Origin of the sequence: Commensalibacter sp. Nvir (genome assembly GCF_963921845.1) — a bacterium.
Classification (GTDB): Bacteria; Pseudomonadota; Alphaproteobacteria; order Acetobacterales; family Acetobacteraceae; genus Commensalibacter.
The window spans coordinates 1-17,434 of sequence record NZ_CAWUGZ010000111.1 but is presented as its reverse complement, the minus strand read 5'-3'; the positions used below and the strand labels follow the sequence as shown (position 1 = coordinate 17,434).

22 protein-coding genes are annotated in these 17,434 nt (G+C 39.2%); 8 read left to right on the top strand and 14 right to left on the bottom strand.

Translation table 11 applies throughout. From position 1 onward, the window contains the following. Positions 1-6 precede the first annotated feature (6 nt). Entirely contained in the window at positions 7-255 is a 249-nt protein-coding gene (locus tag AABE15_RS06915) for a hypothetical protein (RefSeq protein WP_338330557.1), read from the top strand. On the opposite strand, the gene AABE15_RS06910 is transcribed toward AABE15_RS06915, so the two are convergent. From AABE15_RS06910 to terL, 4 genes are all read right to left on the bottom strand, one after another. After that, positions 215-577 carry a hypothetical protein gene (locus tag AABE15_RS06910; protein ID WP_338330556.1) on the bottom strand — a complete coding sequence of 121 codons (363 nt, stop codon included), beginning with the start codon at positions 575-577 and terminating at the stop codon, positions 215-217. The two genes, AABE15_RS06915 and AABE15_RS06910, sit on opposite strands and share 41 nt — an antisense overlap. Further along, on the bottom strand, positions 574-924 hold the full coding sequence (locus AABE15_RS06905; protein ID WP_338330555.1) for a hypothetical protein: 351 nt from the start codon (positions 922-924) through the stop codon (positions 574-576). Before AABE15_RS06905 ends, AABE15_RS06910 begins: the two co-directional genes overlap by 4 nt. 349 nt (positions 925-1,273) lie before the next feature. Further along, a complete protein-coding gene (locus AABE15_RS06900; RefSeq protein ID WP_338330554.1) occupies positions 1,274-2,014 on the bottom strand; it encodes an enterotoxin A family protein in 741 nt (246 codons plus the stop codon). A gap of 400 nt (positions 2,015-2,414) precedes the next feature. Then, positions 2,415-3,851, bottom strand: a complete 1,437-nt coding sequence (gene terL, locus AABE15_RS06895) for a phage terminase large subunit (protein WP_338330553.1) — start codon at positions 3,849-3,851, stop codon at positions 2,415-2,417. Positions 3,852-4,298: 447 nt separating this feature from the next. Between terL and AABE15_RS06890 the strand changes: the two genes are divergently transcribed. Together AABE15_RS06890 and AABE15_RS06885 are read left to right on the top strand one after the other, a co-directional pair. Continuing rightward, positions 4,299-4,481: a hypothetical protein gene (locus AABE15_RS06890; RefSeq protein ID WP_338330552.1), complete on the top strand. Its 183-nt coding sequence runs from the start codon at positions 4,299-4,301 to the stop codon at positions 4,479-4,481. Next, on the top strand, positions 4,453-4,716 hold the full coding sequence (locus AABE15_RS06885; RefSeq protein ID WP_338330551.1) for a hypothetical protein: 264 nt from the start codon (positions 4,453-4,455) through the stop codon (positions 4,714-4,716). The genes AABE15_RS06890 and AABE15_RS06885 overlap by 29 nt, the downstream gene beginning before the upstream one ends. 795 nt (positions 4,717-5,511) lie before the next feature. On the opposite strand, the gene AABE15_RS06880 is transcribed toward AABE15_RS06885, so the two are convergent. The 6 genes from AABE15_RS06880 to AABE15_RS06855 all read right to left on the bottom strand — a co-directional run bounded on the left by AABE15_RS06880 (position 5,512) and on the right by AABE15_RS06855 (position 9,158). Further along, a complete protein-coding gene (locus tag AABE15_RS06880) occupies positions 5,512-5,961 on the bottom strand; it encodes a hypothetical protein (RefSeq protein WP_338330550.1) in 450 nt (149 codons plus the stop codon). Between the two features lie 128 nt (positions 5,962-6,089). Beyond that, positions 6,090-6,638, bottom strand: coding sequence for a hypothetical protein (locus AABE15_RS06875; RefSeq protein WP_338330549.1), 549 nt, complete (start codon positions 6,636-6,638; stop codon positions 6,090-6,092). Between the two features lie 41 nt (positions 6,639-6,679). After that, positions 6,680-7,468 (bottom strand): hypothetical protein, encoded by a 789-nt coding sequence (locus tag AABE15_RS06870; RefSeq protein WP_338330548.1) that lies wholly within the window; start codon positions 7,466-7,468, stop codon positions 6,680-6,682. Next, positions 7,461-8,282 carry a hypothetical protein gene (locus tag AABE15_RS06865; protein WP_338330547.1) on the bottom strand — a complete coding sequence of 274 codons (822 nt, stop codon included), beginning with the start codon at positions 8,280-8,282 and terminating at the stop codon, positions 7,461-7,463. The genes AABE15_RS06870 and AABE15_RS06865 overlap by 8 nt, the downstream gene beginning before the upstream one ends. Further along, the gene (locus tag AABE15_RS06860; RefSeq protein WP_338330546.1) at positions 8,282-8,587 is read right to left on the bottom strand and encodes a hypothetical protein; all 306 of its coding nucleotides are present in this window, start codon (positions 8,585-8,587) and stop codon (positions 8,282-8,284) included. The genes AABE15_RS06865 and AABE15_RS06860 overlap by 1 nt, the downstream gene beginning before the upstream one ends. 277 nt (positions 8,588-8,864) lie before the next feature. Then, positions 8,865-9,158: a hypothetical protein gene (locus tag AABE15_RS06855; protein ID WP_338330545.1), complete on the bottom strand. Its 294-nt coding sequence runs from the start codon at positions 9,156-9,158 to the stop codon at positions 8,865-8,867. Between the two features lie 170 nt (positions 9,159-9,328). On the opposite strand from AABE15_RS06855, the gene AABE15_RS06850 reads away from it, so the two are divergent. Next, positions 9,329-9,658: a helix-turn-helix transcriptional regulator gene (locus AABE15_RS06850; RefSeq protein WP_338330544.1), complete on the top strand. Its 330-nt coding sequence runs from the start codon at positions 9,329-9,331 to the stop codon at positions 9,656-9,658. Positions 9,659-10,197: 539 nt separating this feature from the next. Here AABE15_RS06850 and AABE15_RS06845 read toward each other — a convergent pair. Next, positions 10,198-10,425, bottom strand: a complete 228-nt coding sequence (locus tag AABE15_RS06845; RefSeq protein ID WP_338330543.1) for a hypothetical protein — start codon at positions 10,423-10,425, stop codon at positions 10,198-10,200. A gap of 62 nt (positions 10,426-10,487) precedes the next feature. Between AABE15_RS06845 and AABE15_RS06840 the strand changes: the two genes are divergently transcribed. The 3 genes from AABE15_RS06840 (at position 10,488) to AABE15_RS06830 (ending at position 12,869) form a co-directional block, all read left to right on the top strand. Further along, positions 10,488-10,712 carry a hypothetical protein gene (locus tag AABE15_RS06840; RefSeq protein ID WP_338330542.1) on the top strand — a complete coding sequence of 75 codons (225 nt, stop codon included), beginning with the start codon at positions 10,488-10,490 and terminating at the stop codon, positions 10,710-10,712. 110 nt (positions 10,713-10,822) lie between these two features. After that, positions 10,823-11,146, top strand: coding sequence for a hypothetical protein (locus tag AABE15_RS06835; RefSeq protein WP_338330541.1), 324 nt, complete (start codon positions 10,823-10,825; stop codon positions 11,144-11,146). Between the two features lie 1,522 nt (positions 11,147-12,668). Then, positions 12,669-12,869 carry a hypothetical protein gene (locus tag AABE15_RS06830; RefSeq protein WP_338330540.1) on the top strand — a complete coding sequence of 67 codons (201 nt, stop codon included), beginning with the start codon at positions 12,669-12,671 and terminating at the stop codon, positions 12,867-12,869. Between the two features lie 170 nt (positions 12,870-13,039). Here the strand turns inward: AABE15_RS06830 and AABE15_RS06825 are convergent, their stop codons facing one another. Together AABE15_RS06825 and AABE15_RS06820 are read right to left on the bottom strand one after the other, a co-directional pair. Further along, the gene (locus tag AABE15_RS06825) at positions 13,040-13,792 is read right to left on the bottom strand and encodes a site-specific integrase (RefSeq protein WP_338330539.1); all 753 of its coding nucleotides are present in this window, start codon (positions 13,790-13,792) and stop codon (positions 13,040-13,042) included. Between the two features lie 24 nt (positions 13,793-13,816). Continuing rightward, entirely contained in the window at positions 13,817-14,059 is a 243-nt protein-coding gene (locus AABE15_RS06820; RefSeq protein WP_338330538.1) for a hypothetical protein, read from the bottom strand. A 431-nt stretch (positions 14,060-14,490) separates the two neighbouring features. Between AABE15_RS06820 and AABE15_RS06815 the strand changes: the two genes are divergently transcribed. Next, positions 14,491-15,858 (top strand): restriction endonuclease, encoded by a 1,368-nt coding sequence (locus AABE15_RS06815; RefSeq protein WP_338330537.1) that lies wholly within the window; start codon positions 14,491-14,493, stop codon positions 15,856-15,858. 118 nt (positions 15,859-15,976) lie between these two features. Here AABE15_RS06815 and AABE15_RS06810 read toward each other — a convergent pair whose 3' ends face one another. Further along, a complete protein-coding gene (locus AABE15_RS06810) occupies positions 15,977-16,591 on the bottom strand; it encodes a phosphatase PAP2 family protein (RefSeq protein ID WP_338330536.1) in 615 nt (204 codons plus the stop codon). Between the last annotated feature and the right edge of the window lie 843 nt (positions 16,592-17,434).

The following is a 17,434-nucleotide window of genomic DNA, read 5'->3' as shown; positions in this document are numbered from 1 at the left end:
GGTATTATGAAACAAGGGGAAAATATATTTTCCGCACTTCTCATTAATAAACATTCCGACCCCATCGTAGTGTCGTTCAGTTCAAATAAAGGATTATTAGCCCCTTCCTCTCACCCTGGCATGGCGACGATTTCGTATCCCAAAATATTCAGACCGTATAGAAGGGCCTTCCTTCGTATCGATCGTATCCAGTACAAAGAAACAGCTTTTATACCTATTCTGAATGCCCTGAAAAAATGGACGCATTTGCTGTAGCTCCAACCGTCGTGGATAGGCACCAAGATCCAACGGCATCGTCCGATGCAAAAGAGGCACTATCCGTTCCGCCCATTTCCAGCAGCAAGGGACGATTTTGCAGCTGAAAATGAGCAGAGGCCGTAAAGGGACTTACATTGGTGTGTGTGTCAGCATCAACATAATAGGGATTATCAATAGTGTCTCGAAGTTCTACAGCATCCGTAACAGGATTAAAATAATAAACCGTAGCGCTTCTAATTTGCGTGTTAGGAATTTCACCCCATGAAAAATATTCCTCTTCTCGACTAATTAACCGATAAAGCTCTGAGGATAAACTCACCTGCTGCTGGTTGGATATATAATGTAAAGTTTCTTCTGCAGAATAAAAATTCTCGGTAGGTCGACTATCATAAATATAATAATATGCCCCACTTCAATTTGACTTTCTAAAAGTTGTATCGCAATATCAACGTCGGTTGTCGTTGAAATAAAAGCTGAATTTCTGCTAGCCCCCACGGCATAAGCTCCACTTGACCAGCCGGTAACATGATCTTCGACGTTCAAATTCGTACCGTGAGGATGAAAACCCGTTATAAAAATAGCATTTGGATCTCTGCTATCGCTTCGATAAACCGTGTCATAAGGTTCAATGGCAAAGGTTAAAGGTATTGTGAGAGAGAAGAACAATAAAAAAGAATAAAAACTTACGCATCATGATAGAGCTCCATATAATGAGAGTAATCTGAAAATTTTGAATGAGAATCTCTTACAAAAAGTGGGTTCGCTGAACCCGTTTAGAGCCACATACGTATCGTATTCGTCAATTGACGTGATATGGCTGAGCTTTATTCTTAAAATTTGCCTTTTACTAGACATTCTGCCCCCATCGTACCGTCGTTCAGTTCAAATAAAGGACCACGAGCCATTTCCTCCCTCCGTACCATGAGGGCGTTTTTATAATACTAAAAACTCAGAGTATTTAAAAAATCCTCCATTGGCATTAAACACAGCCAATACAACTAAACAACTTGGACATTTATTGTAAATTGCCTGACAAAACAGATGAGTTTGCTGTGGTGACTGCAATCGTCACGGATGGGCACCATGACCCATTTGCATCGTCTGGTTCAAAAGCAGCACTATGAGTGCTCGACATCGCATTTAAAACAGGACGGTTTTGAATCGGAAAATGAGCAGAAATCGTAAACGCACCTGTATTTGTGTGCGTATCGTCCTCCCTATAATTGGCATTGCTATAGGATCCTTGCTCGGTTACTTGATGGGTAATTGGGTTTCGATAGTAAACATCCACACTTCGAATTAATGTATTTGGAATTTCTCCGTATGAAAAATATTCCCCTTCCCCAATGAGCAAATACCGGAGTTCATTTGACAAACTTACCTGTTGGTAATTTGCTATATAGTTCATCGTTTCTTCTGCAGAATAAAAATTCTCAGTAGGTCGAATATCATACACATAATAATACTCTCCAGATCTAACATGCTCTCCTGCAAAACTTACGGCAGTGTCATAGTCTATTGTGGTAGAAATGAAATTTGAATTTCGGTTAGAACTCAAAACATAAGCACCGCTTGACCAGCCGGTAAGATGCGATTCAACATTTATGTTGGTTCCATGCGGCAAAAAGCCCGTTCGAAACACAACATCAGGACCCCGATCATCGGCTCGATAAACCGTGTCATAGGGTTCAATGGCAAACGCAACGTTTACCATAAAAGAAAAAAGCAATAAAAAGGATAAAAAAATTTTAACCATAAAAAAACCTCACGGCGTTAACAATCGGTGACCGTTACATCAATTTCAACTGTAATAAAAAGGGGTTAACCCCCTTTTGCTGTCTATGAACCAATGACGCATGAGCTAATTTTTCTCATATTATTTTATTTACACAGCCCGACTTAATCTTAAAAACAACAGGAACAAAACCAGTATACCCTATCGAAAGCTGATTATGACTTTACGTTCTAACCTTTTAATACGGTGCAAGCAAACCGTCTGGGATGGTCTTATGCCATTGTCAACGTACAATCCGCAACGACTTATGTGAAGATTTCATGTTCATTTTTAAACATCCTATCAGCTCTAATAAAATAAAACCCACGCTCACGGTTCATAACCTATCGCACAAACGTTAACGTTTCGCTTAACCTACGGGTTAATGCCTCTCCAACGCCAAATTAAATAAATCGGGCATTCTCGGCAGGTGTTTTTTTTCCGTTAACTGTGCGAACGCCCCTGAGGCTGCGTCGATTTGGTCGTCGTGGCGGCCATAGGGAAACGCTTGCAATTCTTCCAAAAAGCTTTGGTTCCACGCACCTCGCAACAACGTGACGTTACCGCTGTTGACTTGGGCGGCAAATGGATCGGCACGCCTGGTTTTAGAACCAGTCTCTCGAACCGAGTGCACCCGATACCCCGACAGCTGCTTGGTTAAATAGCGAACTTGATAAATTCCCGCTTGACCAGGGTCTTGCGGCAAAACAATGGAAACGCCCCCCCCATCTTGCGAGGCAACCCCTTGTATAGCGTGTTCGACTTCGTCCGGTAACCCGCGAAATCGTACGACATCCATGATGGTATAGGAATCATCACGGTTGCGTTGCATCTTGACCCCCACCGTCCAATCGGGATCGTTATGACCGTTGGGCTTTGATGCAGCAAAATCCCAGCGCCGAACACAAGGATGTGCGGGAACGCAGTGATCCATAATTCGGATTTGAGCAAGTTTAAAAAACGATCCCATGGCGCGCATGGGCTCGCCTTGGTACAAGGCTTGCCACTCGCGTTGACCAATGGAACGTTCAATCTGATGCAAAGCTTGGTCGTCAAACGTTTCTGGCCATAGCGGTTCGTGTTCTTGACGATGCAACGGGTCGTTAACCTGTGCCCGAGCAGGCAGGTTAACGATATCCCATACCTCCCCCGTGCCATTTTGCATTTCTTGAATCAAACGACCGGCCAAATCGTCCACGTGCCAACGGGTTTGCACCAACAGAATGGCACCTTCGGGCATAAGACGGGTCCGCAATACGGACTGATACCATTCCCACGTTGTATTGCGTAGGGTTTCGCTCTCGGCATGGTGACGATCTTTTACGGGATCATCAATGATGGCAAGATGTGCCCCATACCCCGTCAAACTGCCCCCCACACCTGCGGTCAAGCACACGCCTCCTTGATTGGTGTGAAAAAGATGCCGGGCACTGCTGTCTTTGGCCAGACTTACCTGTGGAAATATATTTTTAAACAACGATGAAGCGACAATCTGGCGAATGTCTCGGCCAAAACTGCTGGCCAACCTCCCAGAATAGCTGGCAACAATGACCTGTTGCGTGGGATTTTTCCCAAGAAACCAGCTGGGAAAACGTCTCGACGTTAGCTCGCTTTTCCCATGACGTGGCGGCATGAACACCATCAAGCGTTTTACATTCCCCGCCGCGATTTCTTGTAATTTTTGACATAACAACCGATGATGCCGCCCTGCACGATACGATTTCAACGTATAAGTGCTAAAATCCAATATATTTTGTCGGGCATGTTGTCGATGGTGCAGCTCTTGAGCCGCCAGCCATTTGATATCGTTAACGATCATGGTAAAGAAACTGAACTTTGCAACGTTTATCGTTTACGAGCGTTATCCCATTCTACGCACAACGAGATGGTTTGGCACAATCCATAAGGCGTAATACGCGCGTTGTCTGAGTTATCGTAAAGACATCGCTTTTTTCAAAACCCCCACCGTGAAGAAAAACACAGAGGCGTTATTGTGTGGTTTACAAAGGGTAATCTCTACCACGTGCAAAAGATTTATTAAGATCAATACCAGGCACCGTTTCCAAAAGGAAAGGATTGTTAGGGCGGATACTCAACCAATGGTAACTATTGTATTCTCACGCGCTTTGTATGGTAGGGAAAAACAGAGCGCAAACCAAACAAGAAAGATTTATTAAGATCAATACCAGGCACCATTTCCAAAAGTAAAGGATTGTTAGGGCGGATACTCAACCAATGGTAACCATTGTATTTCCACGCGCTTTGTATGTTAGGGAAAGACAGAGCGCAAACCAAACAAGAAAGATTTACTGAAATCAATGCCAGACACCGTTTCCAAAAGAAAAGGATTGTCAGAGCAGATCCTCAGCCGATGGTAACTATTGTATTTCCACGCGCTTTGTATGTTAGGGAAAGACAGCGTGAAAACCGAACAAGAAAGATTTACTGAAATCAATGCCAAGCATCGTTTCCAAAAGAAAAGGTTGTCAGAGCAGATCCTCAGCCGATGGCACCTTATTGCACATTCCCGCGCACTTTGTATGATAGGGAAAGACAGAGCGAAAACCGAACAAGAAAGATTTACTGAAATCAATACAAGGCACCGTTTCCAAAACAAAAGGATTGTCAGAGCAGATCCTCAGCCGATGGCACCCTATTGCATCCCCGCGCACTTTGTATGGTAGGGAAAGCCAGCACACAAATCGAACAAAGATACGTTTTGTTCAAAAAATTTCGACTACAAAGCCATCATCGCACCCCATCCCCTTCGTTCACAATTAAATGAAACAAAAACAGACGGTTTTATCGTTTCCTAGAATTTAAAGGCTTGTAAAAAATTTTCGTTTTTAATACAACATATGTGCATCATAGTGAGGCAATGGGCCAGGTGTTCATGCTGTTATGACCATTGCCTCGCTATGATGCCTAGACGCGAATGCGTTTAATTATTATGTTAAAAATAACAAAATTCCAATAGAAAAATTACGTTACACGGTATTTTGAATTTTTTAACCCTATTTATCCCTTTTAACTCAGGATACGGCACAGGTCTAACACAAACCCTAACCATACTGAGTTTACTCTTCTATTCCATTGTAGGAATTCAATTGAATGCGACGTATCAGGCGGATTTAATTATCAAGGTTTCTTGCTAAGGGTTGCGTAAGGCAAAGCCTATATAACCTGCTTTACTATTTAGAGCACGCCCCCTCTGTCCTCGATTTCCCGCTTGCGTTAGCGTATCGTTGAGACGATAATGTGGCTTTATTCCTATTCAACGCTCAATATATTTTAATGAATAGTTATATTAGGCAAAGCCTATTTAACCCGCTTTACTAATTAAAGCACGCCACCTCTTGTTCCCAATTTCTCGCTTGCGTTAGCATATCGTTGAGACGGTAATGTGGCTTTATTCCTATTCAACGCTCAATCTTTTTTGATGAATGGTTATGTCAGGCAAAGCTATTTAACCCGCCTTACTATTCAAAACCTGACCCCTCTTGTTCCCGATTTCTCGCTTGCGTTAGCGTATCATTAAGACAATGTTGTAGTTCTTCATCCGTCATCTCTTGCACGGTTTTTATTGGAGTAAAAGGGGGCTCACTTTTTTTGTTCTCCCCGTACCGATTTGGATTACGCTGGCCCATAATCTTGAACCATGTGTTAATTTTGATCTGAGCCACGCGAGCATTGTCAGCCGTCAAGGCTTCCACTTCTTCTAAAATTTTAGCTTCGAAATTTTCCGCTGACTCTTCAATGGCTTGGCGATACCGACGTTGAAAATCCGCTTTCTGTTGCAACCACCTGCGTACTTGGGTGTGGCTGGGCATCGAATCACCGGCACACAACGAACGTAAGGTCTTTCCTTGGGAAAGACCTTCACAAAATTGATCGACAAGAGATTGAGTATATTTGACAGAGCGACCCATAGACACACCAATAATGCCTTTGGTTCTGCAACCCTGCCCTTACGGGTAAAGGCAAAGCATTGTCGTTTTAAAAGATCATTAATATTGATATAATAAATCCATTCTAGTAATAAAATACCATAAACCTATTAACTTTGCAAACGATTATGCGAGCGACAGTCAAAATACCTCTCAAAAACTTGCTGTAATAAGATAAACGTGGACAAGACTTGACCGATAACGCATTGGTAATTGAGATGAAATTTTTCTGCAATTTGCTTTGAACTATAATTTTCCAAGACGATCAGATCTAAAAATCGACAATGGTAATTGCCAATGGCTGACCAAATTAAAAATAATTTTTTATACGCCTCTTGCTGGACCGGGCTGGGTTCCCATTGTGGATGAGCGGAACGTATCCATTGCATTGTTGCATACCGATCTTGGGTCCGCCCACATGCTTTTTCGCATAAAATGGCATAACGTTCCGCGTAATCGTGTTGGACGCTACTGATGACGCCTCTATGAACCATTTGATCAATCGAAGATTGTCGTTTTAAGCGGGTGACTTTTTTCTGCGGCGCGTCCTCATCCTTCATTTCTACCACCGCTAATTCGCCCCGTCTCCACCGTGTTTGCAGGCCTGCTTGTATGACCAACGCAGGAAGAAATGATTTTCTTTTGTTCTTTCTAGCCATAATAAAAGCCATCCATAATGAAAATTTAAGGGCATTCTGCTCTATAAAACGCCAAGAGCGGACAGTTGCTTGAGTTGGTGTTCTACTTGTTGCAAGGCATGTATTTTTTCCTCAATCGTATCGATCAATTGACGATCGTGTAGGTGAGCAGACAAATGATGTAAATACTCAATAAATTTGGGAATATTGGATGGAAATCCTTGTTTTGAAATATAAACGTCAAGCTGTTTTTGAATGTTGCTACTTAACGCATCAACCGGGGCAAACGCTTGCTTTAACCGTTTAAGATTGCGTTGAAATATTCGTTCGTTGTGGGTGTCCTGTGCGGACGTATGATCAACGGACGATGTATATTTTGCCGCAGCCGAAGCGTGCTTAATCTGTTGCCTAAGGGTCTCAATCTCTTGGCGATAGGCTTGCTCTTGTTGCTCTATAATGTGTTTTATTTCCATACCCGATGGGAAAAATCGACTGCACGTTGCCAGTTTTTTTGACGTGTCCGCATGAAAAAGACAGGCGGGTTTATCGGCAAACACAGCGAAAATAACGTTGACTTTAAATTCGAATTCCTCTTTTCCCAAAGGATTTGCAACCAACGCGTTGACCAAGCTAAAGGTCTGTTCAATCTGTCGCAGCGTGACCAAACGTTTCATATTCTCTAATAAATAACTTAAACGCTGGTGTGCTTGTTGAATCTGCTGGGGGGTATTCAAGGGTGTGGGGGGGTGATACACGATAAGATCACTCATCCCCTCGCAACGATACCGGCGACACAGCTCAACAGAAGGGATAACCGAGGGGGTAGGATAGGGTTGACAATTGTTATCCATTATTTTGTTCCTTCCCTAATGTAAATTGATCCACCATCCATGAAAGGTTACTGGTTTTGCTTTTTGCAGGGATAACGTCCCGTTTGCCTCGCAGAGGTGGGGGTTGCGTATGTTGCTGCCAAGTTTTAGAGCGACGACACCACCGTTTCCACGTTAAAGACCAATCACTTTTTTGACCTTTAGGATCTTGTTCCTGTTCTTTTTGTCGCCAATGCTGGCAAAAATCCTCGAACAGCTCTGGAAACGTCAACCCCAACGTAAGCGCGTACAAACGATCGGATTCGCTGGGCATCCAGTGTTTAGGTAAATAAATTTTGGGGGCTGCAGGGGAAGAGTCTGTACATCCTATTCCACTCCTTTCCTCTCCTAGGGGAAGGTTTTTGGCTAACCCATTCATAGTAGAGGTCTTTTCAGAGCAAGAAGGGGCTTGCGGCGCATTAGAAGGGGCCTTGTGAGGTTTTAGCTTGGTCGCAAACCCTTCAGGGGGAAAATACCCTCGTTCGTCTGGATATTTATAAACGGGGGATTTGGGCGATTGCCAGCGACGGAAATTAAGTATTTTTCCGTATTGAACCCCTTCCACATAATACGTTTCAATCCATTTTTTATCCAACAGCTCGCGCAACAACAAGGTAATGTTGACACGATCGTTCGGTAAAATTTGCAATTTTAACGCTTTGGGATGCCATTCAAAAATTCCAGAATCGTCCGCCAGATTTCCCAAACCTAAAAACAATAGGCGTCCATACGCAGACGTTTGAATGGTTTTGTAATTGCTCCAAAACCCTGGATGAATGCTACGAATGCGGCTCATTATCGTTGCCCTTTTTTATAAAAGCACACGACATTTTCCGATTGCCGAGCAAGGACGTGATGGTAAATAAGCTCATTAATGGCTTCCAACACGGTCTGTTTATCCAATCCCGCCACTTCGATAAGAGAGGATAGCGAGATTTCATAAAAAAAATGATCCCACGGTCTAATTTTCATTAAATATAAAAAACAATTTAAACTTAAAAGAACTTCTCTAGCATAAGATGATATAAAAATTTGCTTGTTATAAAACCAATCGTCGGGATACAACTTTACAATTAGTTTTTCCTCTGGCACTGTATTCATGAATATAACTTCCGTAAAAGAGTCACTCTGAGAATCGAAGTTGCCAAACACCGATCCTTGAAATGTATAATCGCTACAAAATAGCAGTTATGATTTTTTGAAAGATAATTTTTTTTCATAATGAGAACCCCCTAACCTTTGGATTGCGCATTGTCATCAATAGGGTTACAGCAAAATTGCTAAAATAATTTTTGGTGGGCTCCCTTAAACTAAAATTTAGTATAGTAATGAAGTAAAGTTGTCTTATTTATTAAAAATTTAAACATATTCAAAGCATTCATTTGAATAAAGGAGTGACAACACCGATTAAATTTCCTATTCGTTTTAATTGAAAAATAAATTTTTTTCTTTTAAAAGACTGAAAAAATACATTTAGGTTTGCACGTTCCTTCGTATACGCTATTGAATATTCTGGATTTATTGGCCGAATCCTTGGCAAAGCAGCCGCTATGTGAATTGGGTTCGTCATTGCGTATGCTTTACCAACGGGTAAGCATCGAAGGCATGTGTCAATACAAAGAAAACGTTGAAAGAATGGTCGGCTTAAAAACGGTAAAGGATAAATAGGCATGAGATTACCCCTAAAGGATAAGAAACAAAACCTAGAGCCCCCGAGTCTTAAACATGGCGACTCAATCGTAGATACGTGCTTTCTTTATGTAAGCCATACTTACTTATTAGTCAAGAACAAAGGTAAGACAAACAATCCCCTCCTCTCACAAATTAACCTCTTATAAACCTATGCAACTGTTGGGACCTAAATTAAAACAATTAAGAAGAGAGAAAAAATTAACCCAAATTGAGGTCGCTGAAGCCATAGGGGTCTCGCGCCCTTTTTTGACAGCGATTGAAAATGGTCGAGAATATCCCGGAAGGGAGACTCTTATGGCCACTGCTAATTTTTTTAATGTAACCTTGGATTGGTTGACCGAAGACCAAAATAAAGAAATGCCTGCACGCGCATTGAACGACCAAGAGGCGCTTTTGCTGTATGCTTATCGCAATATGGAGCCCACAAAAGCCGAGCTTTTTCTTAAATTAATGTTGGATGCGAGCGATAAAAAAAAATAGAACATTAAGGATTAGGCTACATTTTTTTTCTCCGATCTCATTTCTAATCATACTGAACACAGCAATTCAAACCACTTTGTAAGGGTTTGAAATTGTGGCAACGCGAATCCAGTTGAAGAATCGTTTTCTTTAACTGGAAACCCTTTCGCAGTGCAAGAAATAAATTTAATAAAGTATTAATATTTGATAATATATGTTAATAATTAAATGAGTATTTTTTTGTTTTTTATGGGTCGGAGGAAAGATATTTATCTTACCGAAATATATTTAACGCATATTATGGTAAACTCTACTTACATTTGTCTTGACTTTTATGTAAGTATATCTTACATTTAATAGGCCTAATGAGCTTTATCATTACGCACTATGAACTTAGAGCGAGCCTTACACCCTCACTTTATCTTTCTTAAAAGCTCACCCAGGCCTGCCTATTTTTTGCTTAAGGAGTTTTTTTATGGCTATTTTTTTTAAACTCTATTGCCTGTTTTTCAAACGACTTCACGATAAAGCGGAACACATCCAAACCTTGAAGAGCACGCTTACTCAACAAATACAGTTTCAAACCCTTCAAGCGGACCGCTATCGCTATAGCTTACCGCATCATGCCGAACAATGCCTGGACATTGCTCGTCAAGCGAAGGCGCAACTCCAACAATTAGAGAGACCCTTTTGGAAACGACAGTAAACGAAGCCCAGGTTTTCGTTCTATGTCCTACAATTTTATCCGCGTGGTTTCCCATGATTTTATTATTTTTAGGTATCAACATGTGTTGCTTTTGGCTTGGCTATCGCGTGTCCGAGCTTGTGCAACGCATCAAGGAGCAACCCAATGGACGACTATAGAGTTATTGGTATTGAAGAACTTTCACACATTTTACCCTACAAAATTTCAACCATTAAACGCTTAATTACACAAGAACCCCACAAGTTACCCCCTCGCATTGCCACCATGGGCAGACCGGCATGGTATTTGCCTGCCATCAAGACGTGGTTGGCCAATCGGTCCCATGAACTCCGTGTACCAAGGAAAGGCAGACCTAGAAAATTAGTTTAAATAAAAATATTATTGTGTTGCATTTTAGCAACTTGTTGGGTAAAGCAATTTTCGCTTTTCCATGTTCAAAGGCAATCTTTCATGCAACGCATCAATGAGTATTAAAGTTTTTGGGTGAATCGCTCAAGCATCCCTTAGGTTTAAACAGGGCGATTTGCAACACCGAACCCTCCGCTGAACAACCTATTGCATTGCACTCTGGTATGGTGATGGGTTGGGCAGAACAATTTTCGACTTCCCCTTGTCAAAAACAATCTTTCTGCAACGTACCGATAAGTATTAAGGGTTTTTTTGGTGAATCGCTCAAGCCCCCCTTAGGTTTAAACAGGACGATCCGCAACGCCGAACCCAGGGCTAAACAATCTATTACGTTGCACTCTGGTATGTTAATGGGTTGGGCAAAGCGTTCATCGCTATTTTTTATTTTGAGTTAAACTCTTATAGAATTGAATTAGGGATATCCATTTAATTTTGGGACTTCATACGTTGGCACGATAGGATCCGCTGCATATTTTTAAGAAAAAAAACTGAAAATACCCTGTCAAAACCCCAAGCAACGAACGACTTGCTCCCATATTATTTAACCATAAAATGGGTAGGCATTAACATAGTCTATGGGGATAATACGCGCGGCATAAATCGCTCCAATTAACCACACAGCGTTTGATATCGCTTAATAATTTACCTTCAATGGGCAAAAAGCCACATCTATTCCTTACCATGAACGCGATTCATGCACGCTAAATCCAAGTTTTCCAACAAAACGTTCGGCTATCGCGTTTAGATACTCCTCGAACTTTACCTTACAAAAGAGGCAAAACGAGCAAATATCGAGTAATTTTCTAAAATTGCCAACATAGACACCACTTTTACAAAGTTAACGCTCTGTCAAGTTACTGCAGCCTCCATCCCTCTTAATTTTTTCATAACTATACCGAACTAAAAGTGGCACAGTTTTCAAGGTAAGGATGGACCCCCTCACTACGCAAAAAAAAAGTGCAGACTCCTTTAAAAGAAATCTGCACCGTATGCCATGTTGTTAATTCAAAATATAAGCCAAACGTTCGTTGAACCTCAGTGTTTTAAGCCTTCATCCCCCCTTTTTTAACAACATTATGGGTTAAACTTGTGCTAAATTTTAACCCTTTCGATACACATTTTATGTTAATTGCAACGCATTTTCTATTGTTTAAACAGAGTATGCTGAATGAAATGTATCAACCAAGGCATTGCGTTTAATTGGAAGGATTATAAAAATTATCCTAAAGATCTATAAAAGGATCGGACATTCTACGGGGAGCCGACGGCAATCCCCGTCGCCATATAACAAGGCAAAAATTTACAACACATCGTTTTAACGTTCTGTCACGCTTTATACAATGCAACGCTATTCACAGTATATTTCTTTAGGAAGATCGCCTACTGAGCTTTTTTATGCCTTCCATTTTTGGCCTTAACGCAACGGATCAACGTTTTTTTAAAGTCAATTCGTTAAAGTTTCTCTAAATAGTTATTCCAGCTCCAAGCAACTATAATTAAAATATAAGGTATTTTTGCTCTTTTTCGTTCATAAAATCCCCCCCCCTTAAAGCAAGCCATTATAGCTACAATGCAGCGTACAAACGTATAAACTTCGAGTGTGAACAAAACGATTAAAAACAACCATATTGTTTACGTATTCTCTTACCCTGTAGTGATTCCGAAAACCGTATCCTTAGGGTTGCTATAAAACCCAAGTTTGATCCAAGGATGATTATGTTTTGGGATGTAGCTTCCATCGTTTTTCACTAGTTTTCCCAAAATATTTTAGTGATTTTGGGTGCATTGCATGGCATTGTTCACAAAGAAGCGCTTTTAACGCCAGTCTGTTTCAATCCTATCGTCGCGATACTGCCTATAGTTTGTACCGCGATTTGGTGTGGGCTTTTATCTTCTTAGGAAACTTATCGAGTATATATGACCAGTTTCCGCAAACCCAAAACCGCAACCCTGCATTGGGCTTACCCACCCTTTAACGCTTCGTTGTTTAAACCACTGCCTTATTCTAGATATAGCGGGGTCGCTCGGGTTTTTATGCGATCGCTTCCTTCCCTAAATCTTGTCGAGCCAAAAAAACAACCGGCGATCTCAAATAGCGCCTACCACGCTATAGGATGATCCAATTTTGACGCTAAGGGAATATATATTCAAACAATGCGACGCCTTGTGTGGACTTGACGTTTATGCGTGGTTGCTTTTATGTCGCTAGCGAATCGTTGCCTTACTCTTTTTGTGCCTCTATTTCTTATGCCTATCCACTGCTTTACCAAACGTTAGGGTCAAGGCGTTCACTCTAATTTTTTTGCGAGTTCAGAGGCATGGGGTTTGTAATAAATTTTCAACATATTTAGGGATTTATGGCCCGTAACGGCAGAGAGTTCCAACACGTTTGAAAGTTTTTTGGATAATTGTGTGGTCGCTTCTCGCCTTGAATCGTGAAAGCGCAAATCGATTAACCCTGCTTGGCGCGTTGCCCTATGAAATAAAGACGTTAAAACATCTGGGCTAACGGGAATAAGGGGCTCATGGCGTGCCTTTGCCGAGAGCAGCCTAAGCAATTTCTTTGCTTTTGAAGACAAGGGAACGTCCCGTTCTTCGCCATTTTTGGTCGTTTCAAGATGAATATACGACCGTTCCAAATGTACATCTTGCCAACGTATGGAAGTAAGCTCCCCCCGTCGCATCGCGGTTTCGATGGCTAAGAAAAAGGCAAATGCCGTCCACTGCGACGATGTGCGCGGTTCACTGCACCCATCCCATCCTAAGTGTTTGGCTATAATGTCTTGTTCTTCCCTACTCACTCGCCGACTACGCGATTTGGGATTGGCAGGGCGTTTGATGGATCGGACAGGATTACCCGTAAGCGCAACCCCCCATTCTTTTAACGCCGTGGTCAAAACGGCAGAAATTAAATTAAGTTCTCGATTAACCGTAGACGCCGAAACCTCCAACAAGCGCTTGTCACGCCATTGCGCCATGTGCTGGTTGGTTAACGACGTCACGGAACGATGAAAAAGAAGGTCTTTTTTCAGGCTTTCCAAACGTATCCGCTCCCACCGAAACCCTCACTTATACGATGAAACCGTTTGCTTATACCGTTTAAACAGTTCCACCATGCTGGGCACAGAAGCAACATCCCGCACGCGCGCTGGCGAGGAAGTCAAAACTTCCGCAGATAATAATGACGACTCTACTGAATACGCCCAACGCTCCGCTTCTGCTTTTGTATCAAACGTAGCGTAATGATGATGCCCCTTCCGACGCACCATCGCCCGCCACGAACCATTCCGCTTTACAATCGTCGCCATGATCGCTCTGTGCTATTTCATAGAACAATACGAAGTAAATATGAAATAGAAACATTAACTCTCTTATAAAAACTGTTATAGTTTCATTTGGTTAACAATATCCCTTTTAAGCATCCTTTTTATTTTTTTTAAATTTATTTAATTTTTCTCTCTATATAAAACTAATTAAATGCTTAATCATTGCTTAAAACGTATGCTCAAACAAACTTTATGGATGGCATTTTGCGGTTGCTAACAACATTTACTTATTCAAACATATAGTTATTTATCCAAGCCAATCTGAAATATATAACTCATAATTTTAAATAATTACCTACTGTTCTATTTATCAAATAAATATTGTAAAATTTTAAAAACTGTGAATTAACAAAACGTGCTGTATTGTTATACTACATTTCCAACTTTATATTTGACTGCCTATTGACGATTTTATGAAAAAGCTTTTTTTTGTTGTGTGTTGTGCTCTTTTAATTTCAACATCGTTTCACTTTGCTGCTTCTAACACAACTTATAATTTTAATTACTGGACAACTAAAGTTAACCCTATAAATCATGAATTAAGCATTGTCAGTCAACAAAATCAAATCAAAACCAGTTTAGTATTAAAACCTTCTCAACCAGCAGTACTTAAAGTTTTTTTATGGAACATTAACAATACTAAATTATCCATTGATCAATTAAATTTTTTTATAGGCAAATCAAAACTGACTCTAACTGCAAATTCCATTCAGCCTGAGCGAAAACAAAAAACATTTTCATACGCATTTACATCCAAAGAATTGAAAAAATTTGTACATCAACTGACATTTTGTAACCAAGCTTATATAGCTTACGATAAAATTCAATTTCGCCTATCGCTTGAAGGATCATCGCGTTCCGTAGCTTCTGCTTTGAATACTATTTCTAAAGAACACATTCAAAATTTACCATCTCCCTTCAATGTGGTTCAGTCCAAAAATCAAACTTTTGATAAATCTTCATCTTATATAAGTACTGTGCACACCATTAAAGATAGTATAGTTACTAAGATTAAAACCTATAATGTGCACAAAAAAACAAAAAAAAATCTGTTTATTGCTTTTTTAAGTTTACCTTTTATCTATTGTCTTTTTATGGCAATCCCACCAATTAGACGCTATAAAAAACGCAAAAAAGCTTTTCAAATCTGCAAAAATGAAATATTCAAACACATACAAAAACTTTATATTCGACGCGAACAACTAATCTATTTTGACCATTATGGTACGCTCAAAGTTGACAGATGGCACAAAGAAATTGATTTTTTTATCTCAAAACAAATTAAACCAATTTTAAAGGAAAATAACCTATCGGATTATTTTTTACTTTTTAATAAGGATTTAAGAAAAATAATTGATAAAGTTACGATTAATTATCGCAATAATAGAGATAAAGCAAACAAACTTAAGAAAAACCCTATTATTTTTGATCCTCACATGACCGGTTACGATTATGAATCTTTTTGTGCAAAAAAGTTAATAGATCTAGGTTGGAACGCTAAAACAACACAAAGCAGTTGTGATCAAGGTGCAGACGTTGAGGCTGAAAAAAATGGTGTAAAAATAGTTTTACAATGTAAATTATACAATAAACCTGTAGGTAATAATGCAGTACAACAAATAAATACGGCCAAAACATTTTATTTTGCGCACTACGCAGCTGTTGTCTCTAATGCACCGTATACCAAATCTGCTCGACAACTTGCATATAGTGCGAAAGTTTTTCTTTTGCATCATGAAGAGCTCGAGAAATTTATACAAAACATAGAAAACAAAAAATAACAGTTCAATTTTTATTTATACCATCCCTTTTCATATTTTTTTAAATTAAAACTCCTTAACACGTATGAAAAATTATTTTTTATACCTTCTATAATCAAAAATTTCTTAAAAATAAAAACTATTTCAAAGCATATTTTTTTCGCAAATACGTTAAAAACATAATTTCTCTCATGCGATAAGCCAACGCCATCCACAGCAATCCACCTCCCCATCCAGCTATTATATCACTCGTCCAATGCGCCCCCAAAGCTAAACGTGACCAACTTACTAATAAAACCCAACCCAAAAAACATAATTTTACTAACATGTTCATGCGATTAAAGACAATAAAACTCGCCAATACTAAAACCAAAGCATTTGCAGAATGCCCGCTAGGAAAGCTGTAGTTTAAAGCGTGAACGAAAGGATGATCAAAAACAGGTCTATGCCTCAAAAATAATAATTTTGCTAAAGAAAAGAAAATTCTAGACGAAGCAAGTGTTAAAAAAAACCAAATAGCATCTACCGTTCTCTTTTTGACCCATAAAATTATTGTCAAGAACAATCCCACACCCATTGTAAAAACAACAGAGCCAGTGTTAGAAATTTCCTTAGTTATAAAAACTAAATGCTTTGATTCAGGCAAGAGAAAAAACGTACTTAAAGGCACGTCTATATGACTACCTAAATACATAAAAAACGCAATTAAAACCAACATTATGCCTAAAATTAAATTGATTTTATAATAATTCATAAACGAAACAGTCCTTTTTAATAACACAAAATTTATCTCTAAATTACATAAAAATGCAAAACAGTTTTATGAAAAAATTGCTATTTATTTAAATTTAAAAGAGATCATCTCGGCTTAATATTGATAGACAAAGCTTTTTTATCTAGAAAAACCTACTTTAGATTTATAGTAACAGTGTTATGCTCGAAATAACGAATTCTCCAAAAAAAATAAAGATTAAAATAAAAAAACAACCTAAGTAAATTAAAAAGCATATTTTGCTTTATGAAATGAGCAGCACTCTTAGTTAAAAATGCTTATATTCACAACTATCTATTATAGACGATAGAGTAGTTATTTCAGATTTATGAGAGCATCCTTAGCAAAAAAATAATCCATTACAAAGCTATATTTAAGAGCCAAAAGAGTATCAACCGGTAAAATACATTGTTTAAAAATCTAGGTCGAAAATATAATTTTTTGCCTTTTATTACCTGACATGAAATCGTGTTTGTTTGTTCACCAAGAGTAACGCTTTTGCCGTATTAATTTTACTTTACGTCCGCTAAATTATTCGTCACATTTTTTCAAAATACTACAATTAATAAAGTAATCCGTTAGTATGATTGCTGTTTATACATATTAATTTAGTATACGATTATAACCTAATTTGTTATGAAATTAAATATTGATGCAAAACGGCATGTATTCCTAAATTTAAACATCACTTACACGCTTCAAATTCTCGAATAAATTTTATCTTTTTAATTATTTTAATAAAACATCTGTTTGGAATTGTATGAGAATAACCAATTATCTTATAATTATCTAAGCAAAAAAACTATGTTTTTTATTATCTTACTT

Bases quoted from the DNA above. Each gene is read 5' to 3' on its own strand.
- AABE15_RS06915 (WP_338330557.1), top strand. From the start codon at position 7: ATGAAACAAGGGGAAAATATATTTTCCGCACTTCTCATTAATAAACAT.
- AABE15_RS06900 (WP_338330554.1), bottom strand. From the start codon at position 2,014: ATGGTTAAAATTTTTTTATCCTTTTTATTGCTTTTTTCTTTTATGGTA.
- terL (WP_338330553.1), bottom strand. From the start codon at position 3,851: ATGATCGTTAACGATATCAAATGGCTGGCGGCTCAAGAGCTGCACCAT.
- AABE15_RS06890 (WP_338330552.1), top strand. From the start codon at position 4,299: ATGTTAGGGAAAGACAGAGCGCAAACCAAACAAGAAAGATTTACTGAA.
- AABE15_RS06880 (WP_338330550.1), bottom strand. From the start codon at position 5,961: ATGGGTCGCTCTGTCAAATATACTCAATCTCTTGTCGATCAATTTTGT.
- AABE15_RS06875 (WP_338330549.1), bottom strand. From the start codon at position 6,638: ATGGCTAGAAAGAACAAAAGAAAATCATTTCTTCCTGCGTTGGTCATA.
- AABE15_RS06870 (WP_338330548.1), bottom strand. From the start codon at position 7,468: ATGGATAACAATTGTCAACCCTATCCTACCCCCTCGGTTATCCCTTCT.
- AABE15_RS06865 (WP_338330547.1), bottom strand. From the start codon at position 8,282: ATGAGCCGCATTCGTAGCATTCATCCAGGGTTTTGGAGCAATTACAAA.
- AABE15_RS06860 (WP_338330546.1), bottom strand. From the start codon at position 8,587: ATGAATACAGTGCCAGAGGAAAAACTAATTGTAAAGTTGTATCCCGAC.
- AABE15_RS06855 (WP_338330545.1), bottom strand. From the start codon at position 9,158: ATGCCTATTTATCCTTTACCGTTTTTAAGCCGACCATTCTTTCAACGT.
- AABE15_RS06850 (WP_338330544.1), top strand. From the start codon at position 9,329: ATGCAACTGTTGGGACCTAAATTAAAACAATTAAGAAGAGAGAAAAAA.
- AABE15_RS06845 (WP_338330543.1), bottom strand. From the start codon at position 10,425: ATGTTGATACCTAAAAATAATAAAATCATGGGAAACCACGCGGATAAA.
- AABE15_RS06840 (WP_338330542.1), top strand. From the start codon at position 10,488: ATGGACGACTATAGAGTTATTGGTATTGAAGAACTTTCACACATTTTA.
- AABE15_RS06830 (WP_338330540.1), top strand. From the start codon at position 12,669: ATGACCAGTTTCCGCAAACCCAAAACCGCAACCCTGCATTGGGCTTAC.
- AABE15_RS06820 (WP_338330538.1), bottom strand. From the start codon at position 14,059: ATGGCGACGATTGTAAAGCGGAATGGTTCGTGGCGGGCGATGGTGCGT.
- AABE15_RS06815 (WP_338330537.1), top strand. From the start codon at position 14,491: ATGAAAAAGCTTTTTTTTGTTGTGTGTTGTGCTCTTTTAATTTCAACA.
- AABE15_RS06810 (WP_338330536.1), bottom strand. From the start codon at position 16,591: ATGAATTATTATAAAATCAATTTAATTTTAGGCATAATGTTGGTTTTA.